The sequence below is a fragment of the Psychrobacillus sp. NPDC058041 genome, from assembly GCF_042885655.1.
Taxonomy (GTDB): domain Bacteria; phylum Bacillota; class Bacilli; order Bacillales_A; family Planococcaceae; genus Psychrobacillus.
In genome coordinates this window covers 124163-144725 of the sequence record NZ_JBHVRO010000010.1, presented here as the reverse complement: position 1 = coordinate 144725, position 20563 = coordinate 124163, and the positions used below count along the sequence as shown (strand labels likewise).

Here is a 20563-nt window from a genome sequence, read left to right as displayed (position 1 = left end):
GTTTACGGCCCTATGATTATGATAGTAGGAGGAAATAAAAAATGACAAACAATAAAATTACAGTAGAAAACGGTGTACTTAATGTACCTAACACGGCTATAATTCCTTTCATTGAAGGCGACGGAACAGGTCCTGATATTTGGGCTGCAGCATCACGCGTTTTGGAAGCAGCTGTTGAAAAAGCATACAACGGCGAGAAAAAAATTGAGTGGAAAGAAGTTCTTGCGGGTCAAAAAGCATTCGATCAAACTGGCGAATGGTTACCTCAAGAAACTCTAGATGTAATTCAAGAATACTTAATCGCTATTAAAGGACCACTTACTACACCAATCGGTGGTGGTATTCGTTCATTAAACGTTGCATTACGCCAAGAACTTGACCTATATACTTGCCTTCGTCCAGTTCGTTATTTCACTGGAGTACCTTCTCCTGTTAAACGTCCTGAAGATACAGATATGGTTATCTTCCGTGAAAACACAGAAGACATTTATGCTGGTATCGAGTATGCAAAAGGTACTGATAACGCTAAAAAACTAATTGAATTTTTACAAACTGAATTTGGCGTTAAAAATATTCGCTTCCCAGAAACTTCTGGTATTGGTATCAAGCCGATATCTGAAGAAGGTACGAAACGCTTAGTACGTGCAGCTCTTAACTATATTATTAAAGAAGGCCGTACTTCATTGACTTTAGTTCATAAAGGAAATATTATGAAGTTCACTGAAGGAGCTTTCAAAACTTGGGGTTATGAAGTTGCTGAACAAGAGTTTGGTGATAAAGTATTTACTTGGAACCAATATGATAAAATTAAAAAAGAACAAGGTACAGAAGCAGCTGATAAAGCACAATCTGATGCAATTGCAGCTGGTAAGATTTTAGTGAAAGATTCAATTGCAGACATCTTCTTACAACAAATCTTAACTCGTCCAAAAGAGTTCGATGTAGTTGCTACTATGAACTTAAATGGAGATTATATTTCTGATGCTTTGGCTGCTCAAGTTGGTGGTATTGGTATTGCTCCAGGAGCAAATATTAACTACGTAACTGGACACGCTATTTTCGAAGCTACTCATGGAACAGCTCCAAAGTATGCTGGCTTAGATAAAGTAAACCCATCTTCAGTAATCCTTTCAGGTGTTTTAATGCTTGAGCATCTTGGTTGGAACGAAGCTGCAAAACTAATCATGGATTCTATGGAAAAATCAATTGCTTCTAAAGTTGTTACTTATGACTTTGCTCGTCTAATGGATGGAGCTACAGAAGTGAAATGTTCTGAGTTTGCGGATGAACTAATTAAAAATATGTAAAAATTTCTACTAAAGCCCTTCAACTGTATTTACGGTTGAGAGTTGGTAAATGTAGGTATATAATAAAAACCATTTAATCACCACTCTACCTAGAGTGGTGATTAAATGTAAATAAGACTGTTTTTATGAGAGTGTTTTACTTTTTTTACATTTGAATAAGAGGAGAGTTTCAAAATGACAATGAAACGTAAAAAAATCTCAGTAATCGGTGGCGGATTTACAGGTGCTACAACTGCATTTCTACTTGCGCAAAAAGAACTTGGAGATGTTGTTCTAGTCGACATTCCCCAAGCTGAAAATCCAACTAAAGGTAAAGCATTAGATATGGCTGAAGCTGGTCCAGTTCAAGGTTTTGATGCGAACATAATTGGTACTTCAAGCTATGAAGATACAAAAGACTCAGATCTAATAATTATTACTGCTGGTATTGCACGTAAACCAGGTATGAGCCGTGACGATTTAGTTCAAACAAACCAAAAAGTGATGAAAGCTGTAACTTCAGAGGTCGTTAAAAATTCTCCTAACACAACAATTCTTGTCCTAACTAACCCAGTTGATGCCATGACTTATACAGTTTATAAAGAATCGGGTTTACCAAAAGAACGTGTAATCGGCCAATCAGGTGTTCTTGATACTGCTCGTTTCCGTACGTTCGTAGCAAAAGAACTAAATTTATCTGTAAAGGATGTAACTGGTTTTGTTCTTGGTGGACATGGCGATGACATGGTTCCTTTAGTAAGATACTCTTACGCTGGAGGTATTCCATTAGAAACACTAATCGACCCAGCACGTTTAGATGAAATCGTTGACCGCACTCGTAAAGGTGGAGCTGAAATAGTTAATCTACTTGGTAATGGCTCTGCTTATTATGCACCAGCCGCGTCATTAGTGGAAATGGCTGAAGCTATTCTTAAAGACCAAAAACGAGTTTTACCATCAATCGCTTACCTGGAAGGCGAATATGGTATGGAAGGTATTTATCTAGGTGTACCAACGGTATTAGGTGCAGGTGGTATCGAAAAAATCATTGAATTAGATTTAACAGAAGAAGAAAAAGCGCTATTGAACAAATCTGCTGATTCAGTTAAAGCAGTAATGAACGTTTTAGCATAATGTAAATAAAATAACTAGTAGGTTAAAACTGCTTAGTTCAATTCCGACTGTAGGCAAACTCGAAAAAACGAGTTGTCTACAGTCTTTTTTAGAAAGTACATAAGTTTTTATACCAGGAACAGATTGATTTCCGCTGCAGGCGGACGCTTTCCAGGGGGCAAGCATCAAGCCGCTTCCTTCGCTGCGCTCCGTCCAGGTCTTGATTTGCTTGCTAATCCCCTAGGAGTCGCCGCCTTCCGCTCCAATCAACAGTGCAAATAAAAAGAATGTGCTTCTTCGATATAGGGAAATGTTATATTCCTTTGTTATCAATGGGCAAGTAAACTGATAAAAAATAGGTAGTATCCATGGATAAAGAAGCGGAGACGGCTTCATATGCCATGCCCGCGAAAAGCGCCCGCCAAAGCGGAAATCAGCGGTATTTCAAAGGTGAAGAAATTATAATTCCTCTGAGAATATTGTAGCCAATGTTTCGTCCAAAGCACTATGGAAATAGAGAAGCCAAGATGCACCTAAAGGGCGCTTGCGCTTTTCTTATAGTTATTGTTAAGATATAAGTAGTCTACTGATTGGAGGATGAAATATTGTTATTAGGGAAAACACGCAAAATGGGTAGAAAGATTGAAGAACTCTCAATTGGCGAAAAATTAACCATTACTGAGAAAATGGAAGACAAAGACTTACTTCTATACTTAGGGTTAACGAATGATAACAATCCATTATATATTCAGCATGATTATGCATCCAAAACAGTTTATGAAAAACCAATTGTTCCACCAATTATGTTATCTGGGGTTATTACATCAGCCATTTCAAAATATTTACCTGGTCCTGGGTCCCATATAACTAAACAAATAATTACTTTTCCAACTCCAACATATCATTATTCAGTAATTGAGTTCACTTTTGTCGTAAAAGAAATACACATAAATGTAAATTCAGTGATAATAAACATAATCGCTCAAAATGAAGATGATCAAATAGTTGTAGAAGGAACTTTCCATGTTTCACCACCACTTCTTGAAGATTAATGATTGGCAGATGTGAAACTGTTTTTAGTCGATTGATTTGGAATGGGGGTTTCAAATCAAATTGGAGGCCAAAAAATGAAAAGAGTCTTAGTAGTAGACGATGAGAGTTCAATTGTAACGTTATTAAAATATAATCTAGAAGAAGCCGGATTTGAAGTAATTACAGCAAGCGATGGACTGGAAGGTTTAAATCTTGCATTAAATAATCATCCCGATGTTATCTTGTTAGATTGGATGTTACCAAATATGGATGGTATGGAAGTATGTAAAGAGCTACGCATTAAAAAAATTCAAACACCAATTATAATGCTTACTGCCAAAGATGAAGAATTTGACAAAGTTTTGGGGCTTGAATTAGGTGCAGACGACTATATGACAAAACCATTTAGTCCACGAGAAGTAACAGCAAGAGTTAAAGCAATGATTCGTCGCTCTGGCATGTCTTCTGATTCTCAAATTCTACCTTCTAAATCTTCCGAAGAACTATATATTTTTGGACCACTGCAAGTATTTCCGGAACGTTTTGAAGTTTTATTAAACAATAATCCTATAGAATTTACTCCAAAAGAATTTGAGTTATTAGTTTATTTAATCGAAAATAAAAATAGAGTTTTGACAAGAGACCAGTTGTTAAGTGCAGTATGGAATTATGACTTTGCGGGTGATACTCGAATTGTGGATGTTCATATTAGTCACTTAAGGGACAAAATTGAAGAAAATAGTAGGAAACCAATATTTATTAAGACTATTCGTGGACTTGGTTATAAATTTGAGGAGCCAAAGAGTCCATGAAGACCTTTCAATCTCGAATTTTGCGTACTTATTCTATATTAATTGGAGTAATATTAGCTGGACTAGGCATTGTTCTTGGACAGCTTTTTCCAGTTTTTGTGGAACACTCAGTAAATAATATAATGTACTCGAAAATTGAAACAGTTTCCACCTATTTAAGTACGACTAAACTTTCAAAAGAAGAACAAAAAAATATTACTCAAATGGTATCTTCAAACTTACAAGATGATCACATTTTAAGTGTGCAACATTCAGTTTGGTTATTTTTGTTTTTTTCATTATTAGCAGCTTTTCTTTTAGCTTTAATTCTTGGAGCACGTATATTTAGAAAATATGCTCAACCAATTGATCATTTAACAGAAACTGCAATGGAGCTAGCTCGAGGAAACTATAGAATTAGAGCATTCGAAGATGATTTTTCTGGTATGTCTAAGTTAAGTAATTCCATAAATATTCTTGCCCGTAATTTGCACGACATTTCTGTCATGCGTGAAACAGAAAAAGAGCGTTTAAAAACGTTAATAGAAAATATGGGCAGTGCATTAATAATGATTGATGGAAATGGAATAGTAACGATTGTAAATCGATCCTTTTTAGAGCAATTGCAAATATCATTAGAAAATGTAGATGGTAAACTTTTTCGTAAAATAGGGTTGCCTGAAAGCATGGAAGCATTTATTGACAAGCTTTTTTTAACAGAATCTTCGAATAGGGAACAACTACAAATTAAAAGAAACCTTCATACCTATTATATGGACGCGTATGGTGCTCCTGTAATTGGAGAACATGGAAGATGGTTAGGAATAGTAGTTGTTATGCACGACATTACAGAACTAATAAAATTAGAACAAATCCGCAAAGATTTTGTTGCGAATGTTTCGCACGAATTAAAAACGCCAGTTACTTCTATAAAAGGATTTTCGGAGACTTTGCTGTTCGGAGCATATAAAAACGAAGAAACCTTGCTTTCTTTTTTAGAAATTATTCATAAAGAAAGCAATCGATTGCAAATGCTTATTAATGATTTGTTGGACTTATCAAAAGTTGAGCAAGTTGGATATGAAGTAAACTTAAACAAGGTGAAACTTAGCGATATTCTCAATCGTGGTATTGAGATGACTACCCATTTAGTGGAAGAAAAAAACATGAAATTTGATACAGAAGTTGATGAAAATCTCTTTGTTTTAGGAGATAAAAATAGACTCATTCAAATAATGATGAATTTGCTTACAAATGCAATTACCTATTCTCCGAAAAATACAACAATACATGTTAATATCTATAAAAATAAAAAGTTTGGGATTTTTCAAATTCGAGATGAAGGTATAGGGATTAGTAAATCAGAGATTAATCGGATATTTGAGCGCTTTTACCGTGTTGATCGAGCTAGAAGTAGAAATTCAGGTGGAACAGGTCTTGGACTTGCCATTGTTAAGCATCTAGTTGAAGCACATCACGGATTAATAGAAGTAGAAAGTGAAGTTGGAAAAGGTACTATATTTACTGTATCTATTCCAATTGTTAAAAGTTAACGGAGGTCAATATGAACAATCAACCCTTTATCCCAATTATTATTGGGACAGATATAAATGCATACAATATGGCGATTTCATTCCATGAGGAATATAATATAAAGCCTATATTAGTGGGGAAAGAAGAAATGTCTTTCACCAAGTGGAGTAATGTTATCGAACATGTAGAAATTCACTCTAATCTTTGGGACAAGACAGCATTTGTTTCAGTACTCTCACAAGTTGCTGAGAAGTACAAAAAAAATGATAAACAATTATTACTTGTAGGAACAAATGATTTTTATGTAAGATTAATCATTGAAAATGCAGAAGCATTAAATAAAATGTACAACTTTAACTATATGTCGGAAGAACTAATGAATAATTTACTAGTAAAAGCAAATTTTTATAAATTATGTGAAGAGCATGGAATTGACGCACCAAAGACATATTACTATTCTTGTTTAAAAAAAGAACCTTTTATAGAAGAAGTTTTGTTTCCGCTAATTATTAAACCAAGTAACGGCGTTCAATATTATAAAAATAAATTTCCAGGACAACAAAAAGTTTACCGAGTAGAAAATCACAAAGAACTAAATGATGTTATTAGTCAAGTAAATGCAAGTGGTTACACGGAGGATCTAATCATTCAAGATTATATTCCTGGGGATGACACATATATGTGGGATTCCGTTTTTTATATGAGTTCGAAAGGGAAAGCTCAGTTAAGCACTTTTGCACAAGTAGTTCTTCAAGAACATACAGTTACCGCTATTGGTAATTATACTGCTCTTATTACAAGATATAATGAAAAAATGATGTTAAAACTTCAAGGGTTCTTAGAAGCAGTAGGTTATGTAGGATTTGCAAACTTCGATTTAAAGTTTGACGAACGTGATGGCAAGTTTAAAGTTTTTGAAGTAAATATTAGACAAGGGCGTTCAAGCTATTATACGACTGCACTTGGACATAATATGGCTCGGTATTTTGTAGACGATGTAATTTATCATAAAGAAAAAGAACTCACAATGTTAAACGAACATTATTTATTTACTGTTGTTCCTAAAATTGTGCTAAAAAAGTTTGTGGATAATAAAGAAATTCAAATGGAAGTTAGACAACTTTTAAAAGAAGGTAAGTGGGGCAATCCATTGTTTTATAAAAAGGATAAGCATTTGACGCGAAAATTCTTTTTGCTAGCAAGACAGTTTAATTACTATAAAAAGTATAAAAATAATAATTGGTAAGGGAAATTTACATTATTTTCACATTCCATTTACAATCATTTGCTATATTGAAATAGACCCCTTTTCCAAATGATTTACCAAAAAAAGCTAGCACTTTGCTAGCTTTTTTATTTTTTAAATTAAATGATAAATGATTGGTTACACCGTTAAAATTAGGAGACATGAATAGTTTCGTCCAAAGCACTCTGTAATTTGTGAAGAAAAAGTGCACTTTAAGGACGCGTGCTCTTTTCATATTTTTGAAACCAAATGATTGGTTACACCGTAAAAGAGATATACATAGAAAGGGGATACGAAATGAGTACTAAAAGATTGATATCTATTATTGTTGTTTTATTCATCGGTATCATTTTATTATCTGCAGTATTTACGTCGTGGTATACAGTGGATGAATCAGAACAAGCAATTGTTATTACATTCGGGGAAGCAAGTGACCCGATTACGGAATCAGGTTTAAAATTTAAAATGCCTTGGCCAATTCAACAAGTTGAAAAACTTTCGAAAGAAACATTTAGTCTGCAATTTGGCTATAAACAATCAAAGGACGGAGAAATTACTTCTTTTGATAAAGATACAAAAATGATTACGGGAGATGACAATATTGTTCTTACGGATTTAGTTGTTCAATGGAAGATTACGAATCCAAAAGCATATTTGTTTAATTCCGAAAATCCTCAAGAGATACTACATGATGCAACATCCGCATCTATTCGTTCTGTAATTGGAAATTCAAAAATAGATGATGCATTAACATCTGGAAAAGCTCAGATAGAAGCAGATACAAGTGATTTACTTTCATCATTAATTCAAAAGTATAACATAGGAATTACAGTACTAACGGTTAAACTCCAAGATGTAGAGCTCCCAAATGCTGAAGTACGTTCTGCATTTATGGCGGTGACGGATGCAGAAGAAACGAAAAATACTAAAGTAAACCAAGCAGGAAAATATGAAAACCAAAAAATGAGTGAAGCAATTGGGGAAAAAGATGCAATTATTTCAAATGCAACTGGTTTAAAAATATCCCGTATCGAACACGCAAAAGGGGATGTAGCACTATTTGATAAGCTATATGCAGAATATCAGCATAATAAAGAGATTACAAGACAACGACTAATTATGGAGACATTAGATGCTGTCTTACCAAACGCTCATATTTATATTATGAATGATGAAAGTGGAACGATGAAATATTTACCTATCCAAGCAATGGATCAAAATAAACAATCAACACCACCTCCAGAGACAAAATCTAAACCTGAGGAAGGGAATGGTGAACAATGACGGATAATAAAAACCCTTTTTCTAACTTAGAAGCAAAGTTTAAAACAGTTGATGATAAGCCAAAAAAAGAAAAAACACCTATAGAGGTTAAGAAGTATTTTAAAACATTTATTACAATTTTTGTTAGTTTTATTTTAATTGTTATAGCCTTAGCTAATGTATATGTTGTAAAAGAAGGTGAATACAAGATTATTCGCCAATTCGGGGAAATAGTTGGAGAGAAAGACGACCCTGGAATATATATAAAAATACCATTTGTTCAAAGTGTGACGACAATACCAAAATATCAAATGAATTATAAACTTTCCGAAAAAGAAATAAATACAAAAGATAAGCGGCGCATCATTATTGACAATTATGCTGTATGGCGTGTTGTAAATCCAAAAGAAATGATTAAAAGTGCAGGTAGCTTAGTTGGTGCTAGTTCTCGTATGGAAGAGTTCATTTATTCGGTTGTCCGATCTGAGCTTGGTCAGCTTGAATATAATGATATTATCAATGATAAAAATTCATCGAGAGGTAGTTTGAATGATCAAATTACAGCGGAAGTAAATGAACATCTAAGAAGAGATAAATATGGTATTGAAGTAGTAGATGTGCGAATTAAGCGTATAGATCTGCCAGAAGAAAATGAGCAATCTGTATATAATGAAATGATTTCCGAACGTCAAAAAATTGCGCAAAAATTCCTGTCTACTGGAGATGCAGACAAACGAAGAATTGAAGCGGAAACCGATCGAAAAGTAAAAGAAATGCTCGCTACTGCTCAAAAAGAAGCTTCTATGATTGAAGCTGAAGGGGAAGCAGAGGCAGCAAAAATTTATAATACCTCTTTTTCAAAAGATCCTGAGTTTTATTCACTTTACCGAACACTTGAATCGTACAAAAAAACAATTGGAGATGATACGATGATTATCATTCCATCAAATTCTCCATATGCAAAAATTTTATCTGGGTATTTAGAGTAGTATATGAATCGTCATTCCCCTTACTCACGTGGTAAGATATAGGGAATGACGGTTTTATTTTTCTTCATTGTTCAAAACCCTTTGGCTTATTTCGCAGATGATGTAGGGGGTTCATCGATCGAGCTCGATGGACAAAAAAATGCCGCTTTTCAAATTAAAGGAGTGAACTTAATGTCAACCGAAAAAATTCTTTTATTAGATGGAAATAGTCTTGCTTATCGAGCTTTTTTTGCTCTACCTTTATTAACAAATGACCATGGTATACATACGAATGCAGTTTATGGTTTTACGCTCATGCTTCAAAAGATTATGGAGGAGGAAAATCCGACCCATATGCTAGTTGCATTCGATGCTGGTAAAACTACTTTTAGACATTCCACTTTTGGTGAATATAAAGGTGGTAGACAGAAAACTCCACCTGAACTTTCTGAGCAATTTCCATATGTTCGAAAGTTAATCGATGCATATGGTATTAAAAGATATGAGTTAGATATGTATGAAGCAGATGATATTATTGGAACACTTTGTAAGCAAGCAGAAAATAGTGGGCAACAAGTAATCGTTGTATCTGGAGACAAAGATTTAACGCAGCTTGCTACAGATAATACGACAGTATATATCACAAGAAAAGGTATTACTGATATTGAAAAATATACTCCATCTCATGTCCAAGAAAAATACGGCTTAACACCACTTCAAATCATTGATATGAAAGGGCTTATGGGAGATGCTTCAGATAATATTCCAGGGGTCCCTGGCGTTGGCGAAAAGACGGCCATCAAATTATTAAAAGAGCATGGATCAGTGGAAAATCTTTATCAAGCATTAGATACTGTCAGTGGGGCGAAGTTGAAAGAAAAGCTCACGGCAAATGAAGAACAAGCTAAAATGAGCAAAATACTTGCGACTATTGAAACCAATGCCCCAATTGAAGTAGCTGTTGATGATTTAAAATATATGGGACCAAATATGGATGAAGTAACTTCTATTTGGAAAGAACTTTCCTTTAAAACGCTACTTGGAAAATCAGAGTATGTTTCGGAAGAACAAACAACATCTGATGTGAATTTTGACATTGTGGAAGAAGTGGATGCAACCATCTTAAAAGATAAAATGGCTATCCATCTTGAAATGTATGATGAACAATACCATACGAGTGAATTACTAGGAGTCGCTCTTTTTGATGGCAAACATTCGTATTTTATACCTGGATCAGTAGCATTTCAATCGACTGCTTTTTGTGATTGGCTAAGTGATGAAGAGAAGATAAAGTATTTAGTGGATTCAAAAGCTACCCAAGCAGTTAGTAGTAAACATCAAGTTAGCATAAAAGGAGCTGGTTTCGATTTACTCCTAGCAGCTTATATCGTTAATCCTTCTATCTCATCGGATGATGTGGCTACTATGTCGAAAGAGTTTGGCTACTATGATGTGCTGACAGATGAAAACGTGTATGGAAAAGGTGCAAAAAAAGCGGCTCCTGAAGTGGACAAATTAGCGGAACATGCTTGCAGAAAAGCACAAGCAGTATGGAAACTAAAACCTACATTGGAAGAAAAGTTAGAAGAAAATGAACAATACGCTTTATATAAAGAGTTAGAATTACCTCTCGCATCGATTTTAGGAACTATGGAGTCAGATGGTGTGAAAGTAGATGCGCAAGTATTAAAAGAAATGGGTATAGATTTAGAGCAAAAATTAAGAGCTATTGAAAAAGATATTTATACGTTAGCAGGAGAAGAATTTAATATTAATTCCCCGAAACAATTAGGAGTTATTTTATTTGAAAAAATTGGTTTAACTCCTTTGAAGAAAACAAAAACGGGTTATTCAACAGCAGCAGATGTTCTTGAAAAACTTGAAAGTGAGCATGAAATTATCTCTTATATACTAAATTATCGCCAACTAGGGAAGCTTAACTCTACGTATATAGAAGGTTTAACGAAAGAAATTCATGAAGATGACCATAAAATTCATACAAGATACCAACAAGCCTTAACGTCAACTGGGAGATTAAGTTCGATTAATCCAAACTTGCAAAATATTCCTGTTCGATTAGAAGAAGGTAGAAAAATTAGGAAAGCGTTCGTTCCTTCTCATCCAAATTGGGTCATGTTCGCAGCTGACTATTCACAAATCGAACTAAGAGTCCTTGCGCATATGTGCCGCGATGAAAAATTGGTTGAAGCATTTAATATAGATATGGATATTCACACAAAAACAGCGATGGACGTATTCCATGTTGAAAAAGAAGAAGTGACATCTGATATGCGTCGGGCTGCCAAAGCGGTTAACTTTGGAATCGTATATGGGATTAGTGATTACGGACTATCTCAGAATTTAAATATTACTCGCAAAGAAGCAGCAATTTTTATTGAAAACTATTTAAACAGTTTTCCAGGTGTAAAAGAATACATGGATGATACAGTTCGAGATGCAAAGCAAAAAGGGTTTGTAACGACTATTCTAAATAGAAGAAGATACTTGCCTGAAATAACGAGCTCTAATTTTAATCTCCGTAGTTTTGCTGAGCGTACAGCCATGAATACACCAATCCAAGGAAGTGCAGCAGATATTATTAAAAAAGCTATGATTGATATGGCCAAACGTTTAAAAGAAGAAAATATGCAAACGAAAATGTTATTGCAAGTGCATGATGAACTGATTTTCGAAGCACCGAAAGAAGAAATTGCTCTACTAGAGAAAATCGTTCCAGAAGTTATGGAAGGTGCGATTAAACTAATCGTTCCATTAAAAGTGGAGTACGCATACGGCTCTTCTTGGTATGAAACGAAGTAAGGAGTTTTTAATATGCCGGAATTACCCGAAGTAGAAGGATTAGTTCGTTCGTTAAAACCAATCGTCACAGGTAAAACAATTAAATCAGTGGACGTTTCGGAAACGATAATTGCTTCTAAAGCAAATGGTAAAGAAGCGATATTAAAAGGATTAGATGTAGAAACTTTTCGTAGTGCTTTAGTACAAATGACTATTAAAAGTATCGACAGAAGATCTAAATATATATATTTTAATTTAGAAAAAGCCGGAATACCGTATTTACTTGTTTCTCATCTTGGTATGTCCGGTGCTTGGTTTTATGTAAGAGGATTGCATGAAATTATAGAGGATAAATTTAAGCGACATTCGCATGTCATTCTACATTTTGTTGGGGGTGACATGCTCGTTTATGCAGACATTCGTCGTTTCGGAGAATTGCGTTTTATAAAGAGTGAACAGGATCATCCGCCATTGTTACTCATGGCACCTGAGCCATTCGATCAAAATGCTTTAGATCATTTTTTAGAAATGAGTGTGCTTCCTAAATACGAAAATAAACCGATTAAAGAATTTATTATGGACGGTCATGTAGTTTCGGGCTGTGGAAATATTTATGCAACAGAGGCATTATTTCGAATGCGAATACATCCGGGAAGAAAAGTAAAAAGAATTAGTAAAGAACGTAAAATACAGTTATTCAATGAAATTGTTATTGTTCTTCTAGATAGTATTGAACAAGGTGGAAGCAGTATTTCTGATTATCGTAAGATTAACGGTGAATCGGGTAATATGCAAAATAGATTACAAATGTATGGGAAAAAGAAGTGCCCTATTTGTGGAAAGCAAACAATGCAGAAAACAATTGGTGGACGAACATCTACTTATTGTGGAACATGTCAGAGGTAGTGGAGGGAACAAATGATTATTGGATTAACAGGAAGTATCGCAAGTGGGAAGAGTACCGTCTCTAAAATGCTTAAAGAGTTAGGGTATCCGATTATTGATGCTGATTTAGTAGCTCGTGTAGTAGTGGAAAAAGGTACAAAGACGCTCGAAACGATTAAAGAAACATTCGGAGAAGAAGTTATTTCCAAGGACGGAACTCTGAATCGTGAAAAATTAGGCAATATTATTTTTTCCAGTCCACACGATAGAAAACAATTGAACGATATAATGCATCCCGCTATTCGAGAAGAGATGTTACGTCAAAAAGATGTCTTATTTCAAGAAGGGTATGACACAATTGTCATGGATATCCCTCTATTGTTCGAAAGTAAACTCCAATCGTATGTAAATAAAATATTAGTCGTCACTGTAACAGAAGAGATTCAACTAGAAAGATTAATAGCTCGGAATAATTATTCGTTAGAAGAAGCAAAGGCTCGAATACAATCTCAACTTCCACTTTCTATTAAAGAAAAGGGTGCAGATGCTGTCATTTATAACAACGGAACTTTAGAAAATACGAATGAACAATTAAAGAAAATACTTTCCATTTGGGAAGGTGAATGACAGGTAAATAAAAAACTTTTCTGAATTCTTATTTAAGGCTACATGATTGTGAATATGTGTTATACTATTTCCAGGTTATAAAATATAAAGTATCACATAGTTACAGGAGGATTTTTTTCATGATAGCTTCTATCGCAATAAACGGATTTGGACGTATTGGTAGAATGGTATTCCGCCAAGCAATTGCACAAGAGGACATTAATGTCGTAGCAATTAATGCAAGATACCCACTAGAAACATTAGCTCACTTAATAAAATATGATTCTACTCACGGTACTTTTGTAGGGGAAGTTACCATTGATAATGATGCACTAATAGTTAATGGTAAACGAGTTCAAATCGTAAACGATCGTGATCCAGCGAACTTACCTTGGAAAAAGTTAAACGTTGATATCGTAATCGAATCAACTGGAAAATTTAATGACGGGGAAAAAGCTGCAGCACACTTAGAAGCTGGAGCTAGAAAAGTAATTATTACAGCTCCTGCAAAAAATGAAGATGTAACGATTGTAATGGGTGTAAATGATCATCAATTAGATGTAACTAAACATGATATTATTTCAAACGCTAGTTGCACAACTAACTGTCTTGCTCCTGTTGCAAAAGTGTTAAATGACACATTTGGAATAGAAAATGGACTTATGACTACCGTGCATTCGTATACAAATGATCAAAACAACTTAGATAATCCACATAAGGACTTACGTCGTGCACGTGCTTGTGCTCAATCGATTATTCCTACTTCTACAGGAGCTGCAAAGGCACTTACAGTTGTTTTACCAGAACTTCAAGGTAAAATGCATGGGATGGCATTACGTGTGCCAACTCCGAACGTTTCTCTTGTAGATTTAGTGGTAGATTTACAGAAAGATGTTACAGCAGAAGAAGTTAATGCAGCATTTGTAAATGCATCAGAAGGTTCGATGAAAGGTATTCTTGGTTTAACAATGGAGCCTTTAGTATCAATTGATTTCAATACAACTACTAACTCTACGACTATTGATGGTCTAACAACGATGGTAATTGGAAATCGTAAAGTTAAAGTTCTTGCTTGGTATGACAATGAGTGGGGCTATTCAGCTCGTGTACTTGATTTAACTAAAAAAGTTGCTTCAGCTCTTTAATTTTTTTATCCTCTTTCAACTTTTTTTGAAAGAGGATTTATTATGTGTTGCATAATTTATAAAAACAACATATAATGAGAATCGTGTACTTCGCGTACACAGACTACTTAAAGGGTTAGGACCTCTTTGGACTAACTTTCCCCCGTGGTAGTCAACTTTGATTTTTAAAATTTTTATACCAAATTTTATCAAAGGGGGAAACGGACATTGGAAACAATGGGACGTCACATTATTGCAGAACTATGGGAGTGCGATTTCGACAAACTTAACGATATGCCATTTATCGAGCAAACTTTTGTTGATGCTGCTCTAAGGTCTGGTGCTGAAATCAGAGAAGTTGCATTTCACAAATTTGCGCCACAAGGTGTAAGTGGAGTCGTTATTATTTCCGAATCGCATTTAACGATTCACAGCTTTCCAGAGCACGGTTACGCGAGCATTGATGTGTATACATGTGGTGATTTAGATCCATCAATTGCAGCTAACTATATTGCAGATGCTCTTAATGCTGGAACACGCGAAACGATTGAAATGCCCCGTGGAATGGGTCCACTAAGTGTACCTAAATCACGTTTGACAGTTCAAGCATAATAGACTTTTAGCCAAAATGATGAGCAGAGGAAGAGATTCCTCTGCTTTTTCGATTTTATTGAAGAATATTGTTATAATAAGTATACAAATTAACGTTAGGAATTAGGAGAGATCAATATGAGATGCCCATCTTGTCAGTTTAATGGCACAAAGGTTGTCGATTCACGTCCAGTAGATGACAATAAGGCCATTAGAAGAAGAAGAGAATGTGAGGATTGCGGATTTCGATTCACAACATTCGAAAAAGTAGAGGAAACGCCATTAATTGTTGTAAAAAAAGATGGTTCTCGTGAAGAATTCAGCCGTGAAAAAGTATTGCGTGGCCTCATACGTGCTTGCGAAAAAAGGCCAGTTGCATTAGATCAGTTAGAAAATCTTGTATTTTCGATTGAAAAGGAACTTAGAAGAATGGGGAATTCAGAAGTGAAGTCAGAAGAAGTCGGAGAAAAGGTAATGGACAAGCTATCAGAGCTAGATGAAGTTGCCTATGTTCGATTTGCATCTGTATATCGCCAATTTAAAGATATAAATGTTTTTATAGATGAACTAAAGGAAATATTAAAGAAAAACCCGTCTTTATAAGAAGCAAAGGAGAGTAGGACCAATTGTCGATGTTATATAAAGAGCTCCAGCCAGCAGACATGTATATGATTCGGCTGCCATATTCTTTTTCAGATTATGATCGTCAATTATTAACTCTATTCTATCAACCATTAGTTGGGGCAGAAGGAATTAGTTTGTATTTAACGTTGTGGGCGGATGGAGAAGTGAAAACTAGTGAACAATGGTCGCATTATCAACTGATGAATGTTTTAGGTGTTTCTATCGGAAAGATTTTTCAAGCAAGAGTTGCATTGGAGGCAATAGGTTTACTTCGTACATGGCAAAAGACAGAAGATGATATTCGTTTTTTTTATTATGAACTTTCTGCTCCATTAGATGCAGAATCCTTTTTAAAAGATCCATTATTGTCGATGTTTTTACTTAATAAAATTGGGGAAAATGCATATAAGCAATTGAGAAATCGCTTCATACAATTATCCAATTGGAACGAAGGATTTAAAGATGTATCAAGAACTTTCATGGACGTCTATAAACCATCCACAAAAAATAGCCAACAAATTTCTTATGATGATGATTATGAATCCAAAAAAAGAAAAACTTCTCTTCCATTTTACTATGAAGAATTTGATTTTTCATTATTACAAGAAGGTTTGTCGGAGCAACTAGTACCAAAATCTGCGATGACGATTGAAGCAAAAGAAGTAATAGCAAAGCTTTCATTCTTATATAATCTAAATCCCATTGAAATGCAAAAAGTTGTCATACTTGCTTTAGATGATGAACTTCATCTTACCGAAGCAAGATTAAAAAAGGCGTGCGCCGATTATTATAAACTGACTGTATCGAAAAAGGCTCCGATTATCCAAAATGTAACCAAAATTAAAAAAACTATTCCTGAAAATAATACACCGCTGACAAAAGAAGCAGAACTAATTCATTATTTAGAAACTACTTCACCTGTGGCGGTCTTAAGGGATATTGCTAAAGGGAAAGAGCCTATACTTGCTGATGTTCAACTAGCAAATCATTTAGTTTCGCACTATAATATGCCAGTTGGTGTCGTAAATGTTCTATTGCAATATGTCCTCCTTCGTACAGATATGAAATTAACGAAAAACTATGCAGAAAAAATAGCGTCTCATTGGATGCGAAAAGATGTCAAAACAGCAAAAGAAGCGATGGAACTTGCTAGAAATGAACATGAACAATATATGAAATGGAAAAATGAAGGTTCAAAGCAGAAAACCTATACAAAAAAACCGACACGAGAAGAGAAAGTACCGGATTGGTTTTACAAAAAAGATGGAGAAACAAAGCAATCCGGGGAATCGACTAATGGAATTCAAAATATTGAAGAAGAACGAAAAAAACTTTTAGCTGAATTAGGCGTCACGAAAAGGTAGGTGCTATTATGGAGAGAATTAATGAGACATTAAAGAGAGTCATAACACCTGAATTTTCCTCCAGACTGGATGAAATGAAACAAGAAGTTTTAGAAAACCCAGATATACAAAAATTTCTAGAAGAAAATGCAGTTAATATTTCGAAACAAGTAGTGGATCGAAGTTTAAGTAAGTTATATGAATATAATTCTCAATCTCAACATTGTGAAGCTTGTCAATCACTTGAATTATGTACTAACTATATAAAAGGCTATGAACCAAGGTTAGTTTTAGACCGCAATCTAATTGACTTGGAATATGTTCGTTGTAATCGTGGAGTAATTGAAGATGAACGAAGGAAAGTAACTTCTATGATTGATAGTATTCATATGCCTAAAGAGGTTATGGAAGCAACTCTAGCTGGTGTTGACTTAGAAGATGGTAGCAGAGTTGTTGCTGTTCGAGCAGCAAAAGATTTTTTAAATGAGTGGGAGCGTACGAATGTACTTCCTGCTAAAGGTCTTTATATAAGCGGGAAATTTGGTGTAGGAAAATCCTATTTACTTGGAGCGTTAGCAAATGAATTAGCGGCAAGGCATATTCATTCAGTAGTTGTCTATGTTCCTGAATTTTTGCGAGAAATGAAACAGGCGATTCAAGATCAGTCGCTTGCTGGAAAAATAGAACTCGTGAAACGAGCTCCTGTTTTAATGCTAGATGATATAGGTGCTGAAACAATGTCTAGTTGGACAAGAGATGAAATACTGGGAACTATTTTGCACTACCGTATGTCTGAACAGCTTCCTACTTTTTTGACTTCCAATTTTAATTATGATGAATTAGAACATCATTTATCATTCACACAACGTGGAGAAAAAGAGGTAGTAAAAGCTGGACGTATTATGGAAAGGATACGGGCACTTACTACTCCAATTTTACTTCAAGGAAAGAACTGGCGAGACAAAAAATAACAACTTGCAAATGATTTTTGAGTGGCGTATAATCGTTCACAGAAGAATAAATAAAATTAAATGCGAAGAAGAGGACAACAATCAGTTTGTACGACTTTTTAGAGAGAGAAGCCAAGGCTGGAAGCTTCTTAAGTATCGGCTTTCGATTTACCACCTTGGAGCAGTAGTTGTGAATTAATCAGCAATTACCGGTGACCGGCCCGTTAGCCGATGCAGAGCTTCGTCTATTTTGTAATTTTGGATAGACAGAAGAAGGGTGGAACCACGATTTAACCTCGTCCCTTTTTAGGGATGGGGTTTTTTTATGTTTTTTTACCTTATAATCAAAAGAGGAGTGTTCATAATGACAGAAGTTATTAAGTTGAAATTTCCAGACGGAGCAGTTAAAGAGTTTCCTATGTCGTCAACGACAGAAGAAATTGCTCAATCTATTAGTCCTGGATTACGTAAAAAAGCACTTGCAGGTAAATTAAGTGGACAGTTAATTGATTTAAAAACGCCAATTACAAAAGATGGGGATATTGCAATTATTACTCCTGAATCCGATGAAGCGTTAGAAATATTACGTCATAGTTCAGCGCATTTACTTGCGCAAGCAGTGAAACGTATGTTTAAAGATGTAAAACTTGGCATTGGTCCAGTTATTGAAAATGGGTTTTATTACGACATTGATTCGCCAGAGCCAATAACAGCAGATGATTTAGTGCTAATTGAAAAAGAAATGAAAAAAATTATTAATGAAAACATTGAAATTGTAAGACATGATGTATCTCGTCAAGTAGCCTTTGATAAATTTAAAGATGATGAATATAAAGTAGAACTTCTAGAAGCAATCCCTGAAGGAGAACAAGTATCTATTTATGAGCAAGGAGAATTTTTCGACCTTTGCCGTGGAGTGCATGTCCCTTCAACTGGAAAATTAAAAGAATTTAAATTATTAAGTATCGCTGGTGCATATTGGCGTGGAAATAGCGACAACAAAATGCTTCAACGTATTTACGGTACTGCATTCTTTAAAAAAGAAGACCTTCAAGCACATTTAAAAATGTTAGAGGAAGCAAAAGAACGTGACCACCGTAAAATTGGGAAAGAATTAGCGTTATTCACTAATTCATTAAAAGTTGGTCAAGGCTTACCACTATGGTTACCAAATGGTGCGACAATTCGCCGTGTTATTGAGCGTTATATTGTTGATAAAGAGCTAAAACTTGGATATAAACATGTTTATACGCCAGTGCTAGGTTCAAAAGAACTTTATGAAACATCAGGACACTGGGATCATTATCAAGATTCTATGTTCCCTCCGATGGAAATGGATAACGAGACACTAGTATTACGTCCAATGAACTGTCCACACCATATGATGATATTCAAGAACGGAATGCACTCATATCGAAATCTGCCACTTCGTATCGCAGAGCTTGGTACAATGCACCGTTATGAAATGTCAGGTGCAGTTTCAGGTTTACAACGTGTTCGTGGGATGACTTTGAATGATGCTCATTTATTCGTTCGCCCTGATCAAATTAAAGCTGAGTTCCAAAAAGTTGTAGAGTTGATTATTTCTGTATATAAAGATTTTAACCTAGAAGATTATTCATTCCGTTTGTCATACCGTGACCCACAAAACAAAGAAAAATATTTTGATAACGATGAAATGTGGGAAAAAGCGCAAAGCATGTTAAAAGAAGCAATGGACGAGCTTGGCCTAGATTATTTTGAAGCAGAAGATGAAGCGGCATTTTACGGTCCAAAGCTTGATGTTCAAGTAAAAACTGCTATCGGAAAAGAAGAAACGTTGTCAACTGTTCAACTTGACTTCTTATTACCAGAACGTTTTGATTTAACATACGTTGGAGAAGATGGAAAGCCACATCGTCCAGTAGTAATTCACCGTGGTGTTGTTTCTACAATGGAACGATTTGTTGCATTCTTGATCGAAGAGTACAAAGGAGCTTTCCCAACATGGTTAGCACCTGTACAAGTAGAAATTATCCCTGTATCTAATGAAGTACATTTCGAATATGCAAAAAAAATAGAGGAACAATTAGTGGCTGCCGGCTTCCGTGTAGAAATGGATGACCGAGAAGAGAAACTGGGTTATAAAATTCGCGAAGCACAAATGCACAAGATTCCATATATGCTTGTTCTTGGTGATAAAGAATTAGAAGCAGGTAATGTAAATGTTCGTAAATATGGAGAACAGAACTCTGAAAGTATTCCTTTCGAAGATTTCCTAGTTCGCATTCAAGAAGAAGTACAACATTAATAAAAATTGTTGACACAGAATATGTGACATGATATAGTTAATAAGGTTATTGAATACAAGTTTGTGGTATAAGAAGAGGCTGCCCGCTTCTCACCTGTTCGACACAGCAAGTTGTTGAC

At 35.0% G+C, this 20563-nt stretch carries 17 protein-coding genes; all 17 read left to right on the top strand.

Features of this window, described 5'->3' with window-relative positions:
• Nucleotides 1-41 precede the first annotated feature (41 nt).
• The gene (gene icd, locus ACFVR1_RS15660; RefSeq protein WP_387585338.1) at nt 42-1307 is read left to right on the top strand and encodes an NADP-dependent isocitrate dehydrogenase; all 1266 of its coding nucleotides are present in this window, start codon (nt 42-44) and stop codon (nt 1305-1307) included.
• 174 nt (nt 1308-1481) lie between these two features.
• Entirely contained in the window at nt 1482-2420 is a 939-nt protein-coding gene (mdh, locus tag ACFVR1_RS15655) for a malate dehydrogenase (RefSeq protein WP_387585337.1), read from the top strand.
• Nucleotides 2421-3004: 584 nt separating this feature from the next.
• Nucleotides 3005-3451 carry a hotdog family protein gene (locus ACFVR1_RS15650; RefSeq protein WP_387585335.1) on the top strand — a complete coding sequence of 149 codons (447 nt, stop codon included), beginning with the start codon at nt 3005-3007 and terminating at the stop codon, nt 3449-3451.
• Between the two features lie 75 nt (nt 3452-3526).
• Nucleotides 3527-4243 (top strand): response regulator transcription factor, encoded by a 717-nt coding sequence (locus ACFVR1_RS15645; protein ID WP_387585333.1) that lies wholly within the window; start codon nt 3527-3529, stop codon nt 4241-4243.
• The gene (gene pnpS / locus ACFVR1_RS15640) at nt 4240-5775 is read left to right on the top strand and encodes a two-component system histidine kinase PnpS (RefSeq protein WP_387585332.1); all 1536 of its coding nucleotides are present in this window, start codon (nt 4240-4242) and stop codon (nt 5773-5775) included. Before ACFVR1_RS15645 ends, pnpS begins: the two co-directional genes overlap by 4 nt.
• An 11-nt stretch (nt 5776-5786) precedes the next feature.
• Nucleotides 5787-7001: a carboxylate--amine ligase gene (locus ACFVR1_RS15635; protein WP_387585330.1), complete on the top strand. Its 1215-nt coding sequence runs from the start codon at nt 5787-5789 to the stop codon at nt 6999-7001.
• Between the two features lie 297 nt (nt 7002-7298).
• The gene (gene hflK / locus ACFVR1_RS15630; protein ID WP_387585329.1) at nt 7299-8285 is read left to right on the top strand and encodes an FtsH protease activity modulator HflK; all 987 of its coding nucleotides are present in this window, start codon (nt 7299-7301) and stop codon (nt 8283-8285) included.
• Entirely contained in the window at nt 8282-9253 is a 972-nt protein-coding gene (gene hflC / locus ACFVR1_RS15625; RefSeq protein ID WP_387585327.1) for a protease modulator HflC, read from the top strand. The genes hflK and hflC overlap by 4 nt, the downstream gene beginning before the upstream one ends.
• Before the next feature lie 171 nt (nt 9254-9424).
• On the top strand, nt 9425-12052 hold the full coding sequence (polA, locus tag ACFVR1_RS15620; RefSeq protein ID WP_387585326.1) for a DNA polymerase I: 2628 nt from the start codon (nt 9425-9427) through the stop codon (nt 12050-12052).
• Between the two features lie 12 nt (nt 12053-12064).
• Entirely contained in the window at nt 12065-12937 is an 873-nt protein-coding gene (gene mutM / locus ACFVR1_RS15615; protein ID WP_387585325.1) for a bifunctional DNA-formamidopyrimidine glycosylase/DNA-(apurinic or apyrimidinic site) lyase, read from the top strand.
• Between the two features lie 12 nt (nt 12938-12949).
• The gene (gene coaE, locus ACFVR1_RS15610) at nt 12950-13543 is read left to right on the top strand and encodes a dephospho-CoA kinase (RefSeq protein ID WP_387585323.1); all 594 of its coding nucleotides are present in this window, start codon (nt 12950-12952) and stop codon (nt 13541-13543) included.
• 119 nt (nt 13544-13662) lie between these two features.
• Nucleotides 13663-14667 (top strand): glyceraldehyde-3-phosphate dehydrogenase, encoded by a 1005-nt coding sequence (locus ACFVR1_RS15605; protein WP_387585322.1) that lies wholly within the window; start codon nt 13663-13665, stop codon nt 14665-14667.
• A gap of 207 nt (nt 14668-14874) precedes the next feature.
• Nucleotides 14875-15258, top strand: a complete 384-nt coding sequence (gene speD / locus ACFVR1_RS15600) for an adenosylmethionine decarboxylase (RefSeq protein ID WP_387585321.1) — start codon at nt 14875-14877, stop codon at nt 15256-15258.
• A gap of 117 nt (nt 15259-15375) precedes the next feature.
• Nucleotides 15376-15840 (top strand): transcriptional regulator NrdR, encoded by a 465-nt coding sequence (gene nrdR, locus ACFVR1_RS15595; RefSeq protein WP_387585320.1) that lies wholly within the window; start codon nt 15376-15378, stop codon nt 15838-15840.
• Between the two features lie 29 nt (nt 15841-15869).
• On the top strand, nt 15870-17225 hold the full coding sequence (locus tag ACFVR1_RS15590) for a replication initiation and membrane attachment family protein (RefSeq protein WP_387585371.1): 1356 nt from the start codon (nt 15870-15872) through the stop codon (nt 17223-17225).
• A gap of 8 nt (nt 17226-17233) precedes the next feature.
• Nucleotides 17234-18175 carry a primosomal protein DnaI gene (dnaI, locus tag ACFVR1_RS15585; protein WP_387585318.1) on the top strand — a complete coding sequence of 314 codons (942 nt, stop codon included), beginning with the start codon at nt 17234-17236 and terminating at the stop codon, nt 18173-18175.
• A 343-nt stretch (nt 18176-18518) separates the two neighbouring features.
• Nucleotides 18519-20444 carry a threonine--tRNA ligase gene (thrS, locus tag ACFVR1_RS15580; RefSeq protein WP_387585316.1) on the top strand — a complete coding sequence of 642 codons (1926 nt, stop codon included), beginning with the start codon at nt 18519-18521 and terminating at the stop codon, nt 20442-20444.
• Nucleotides 20445-20563: the final 119 nt, after the last annotated feature.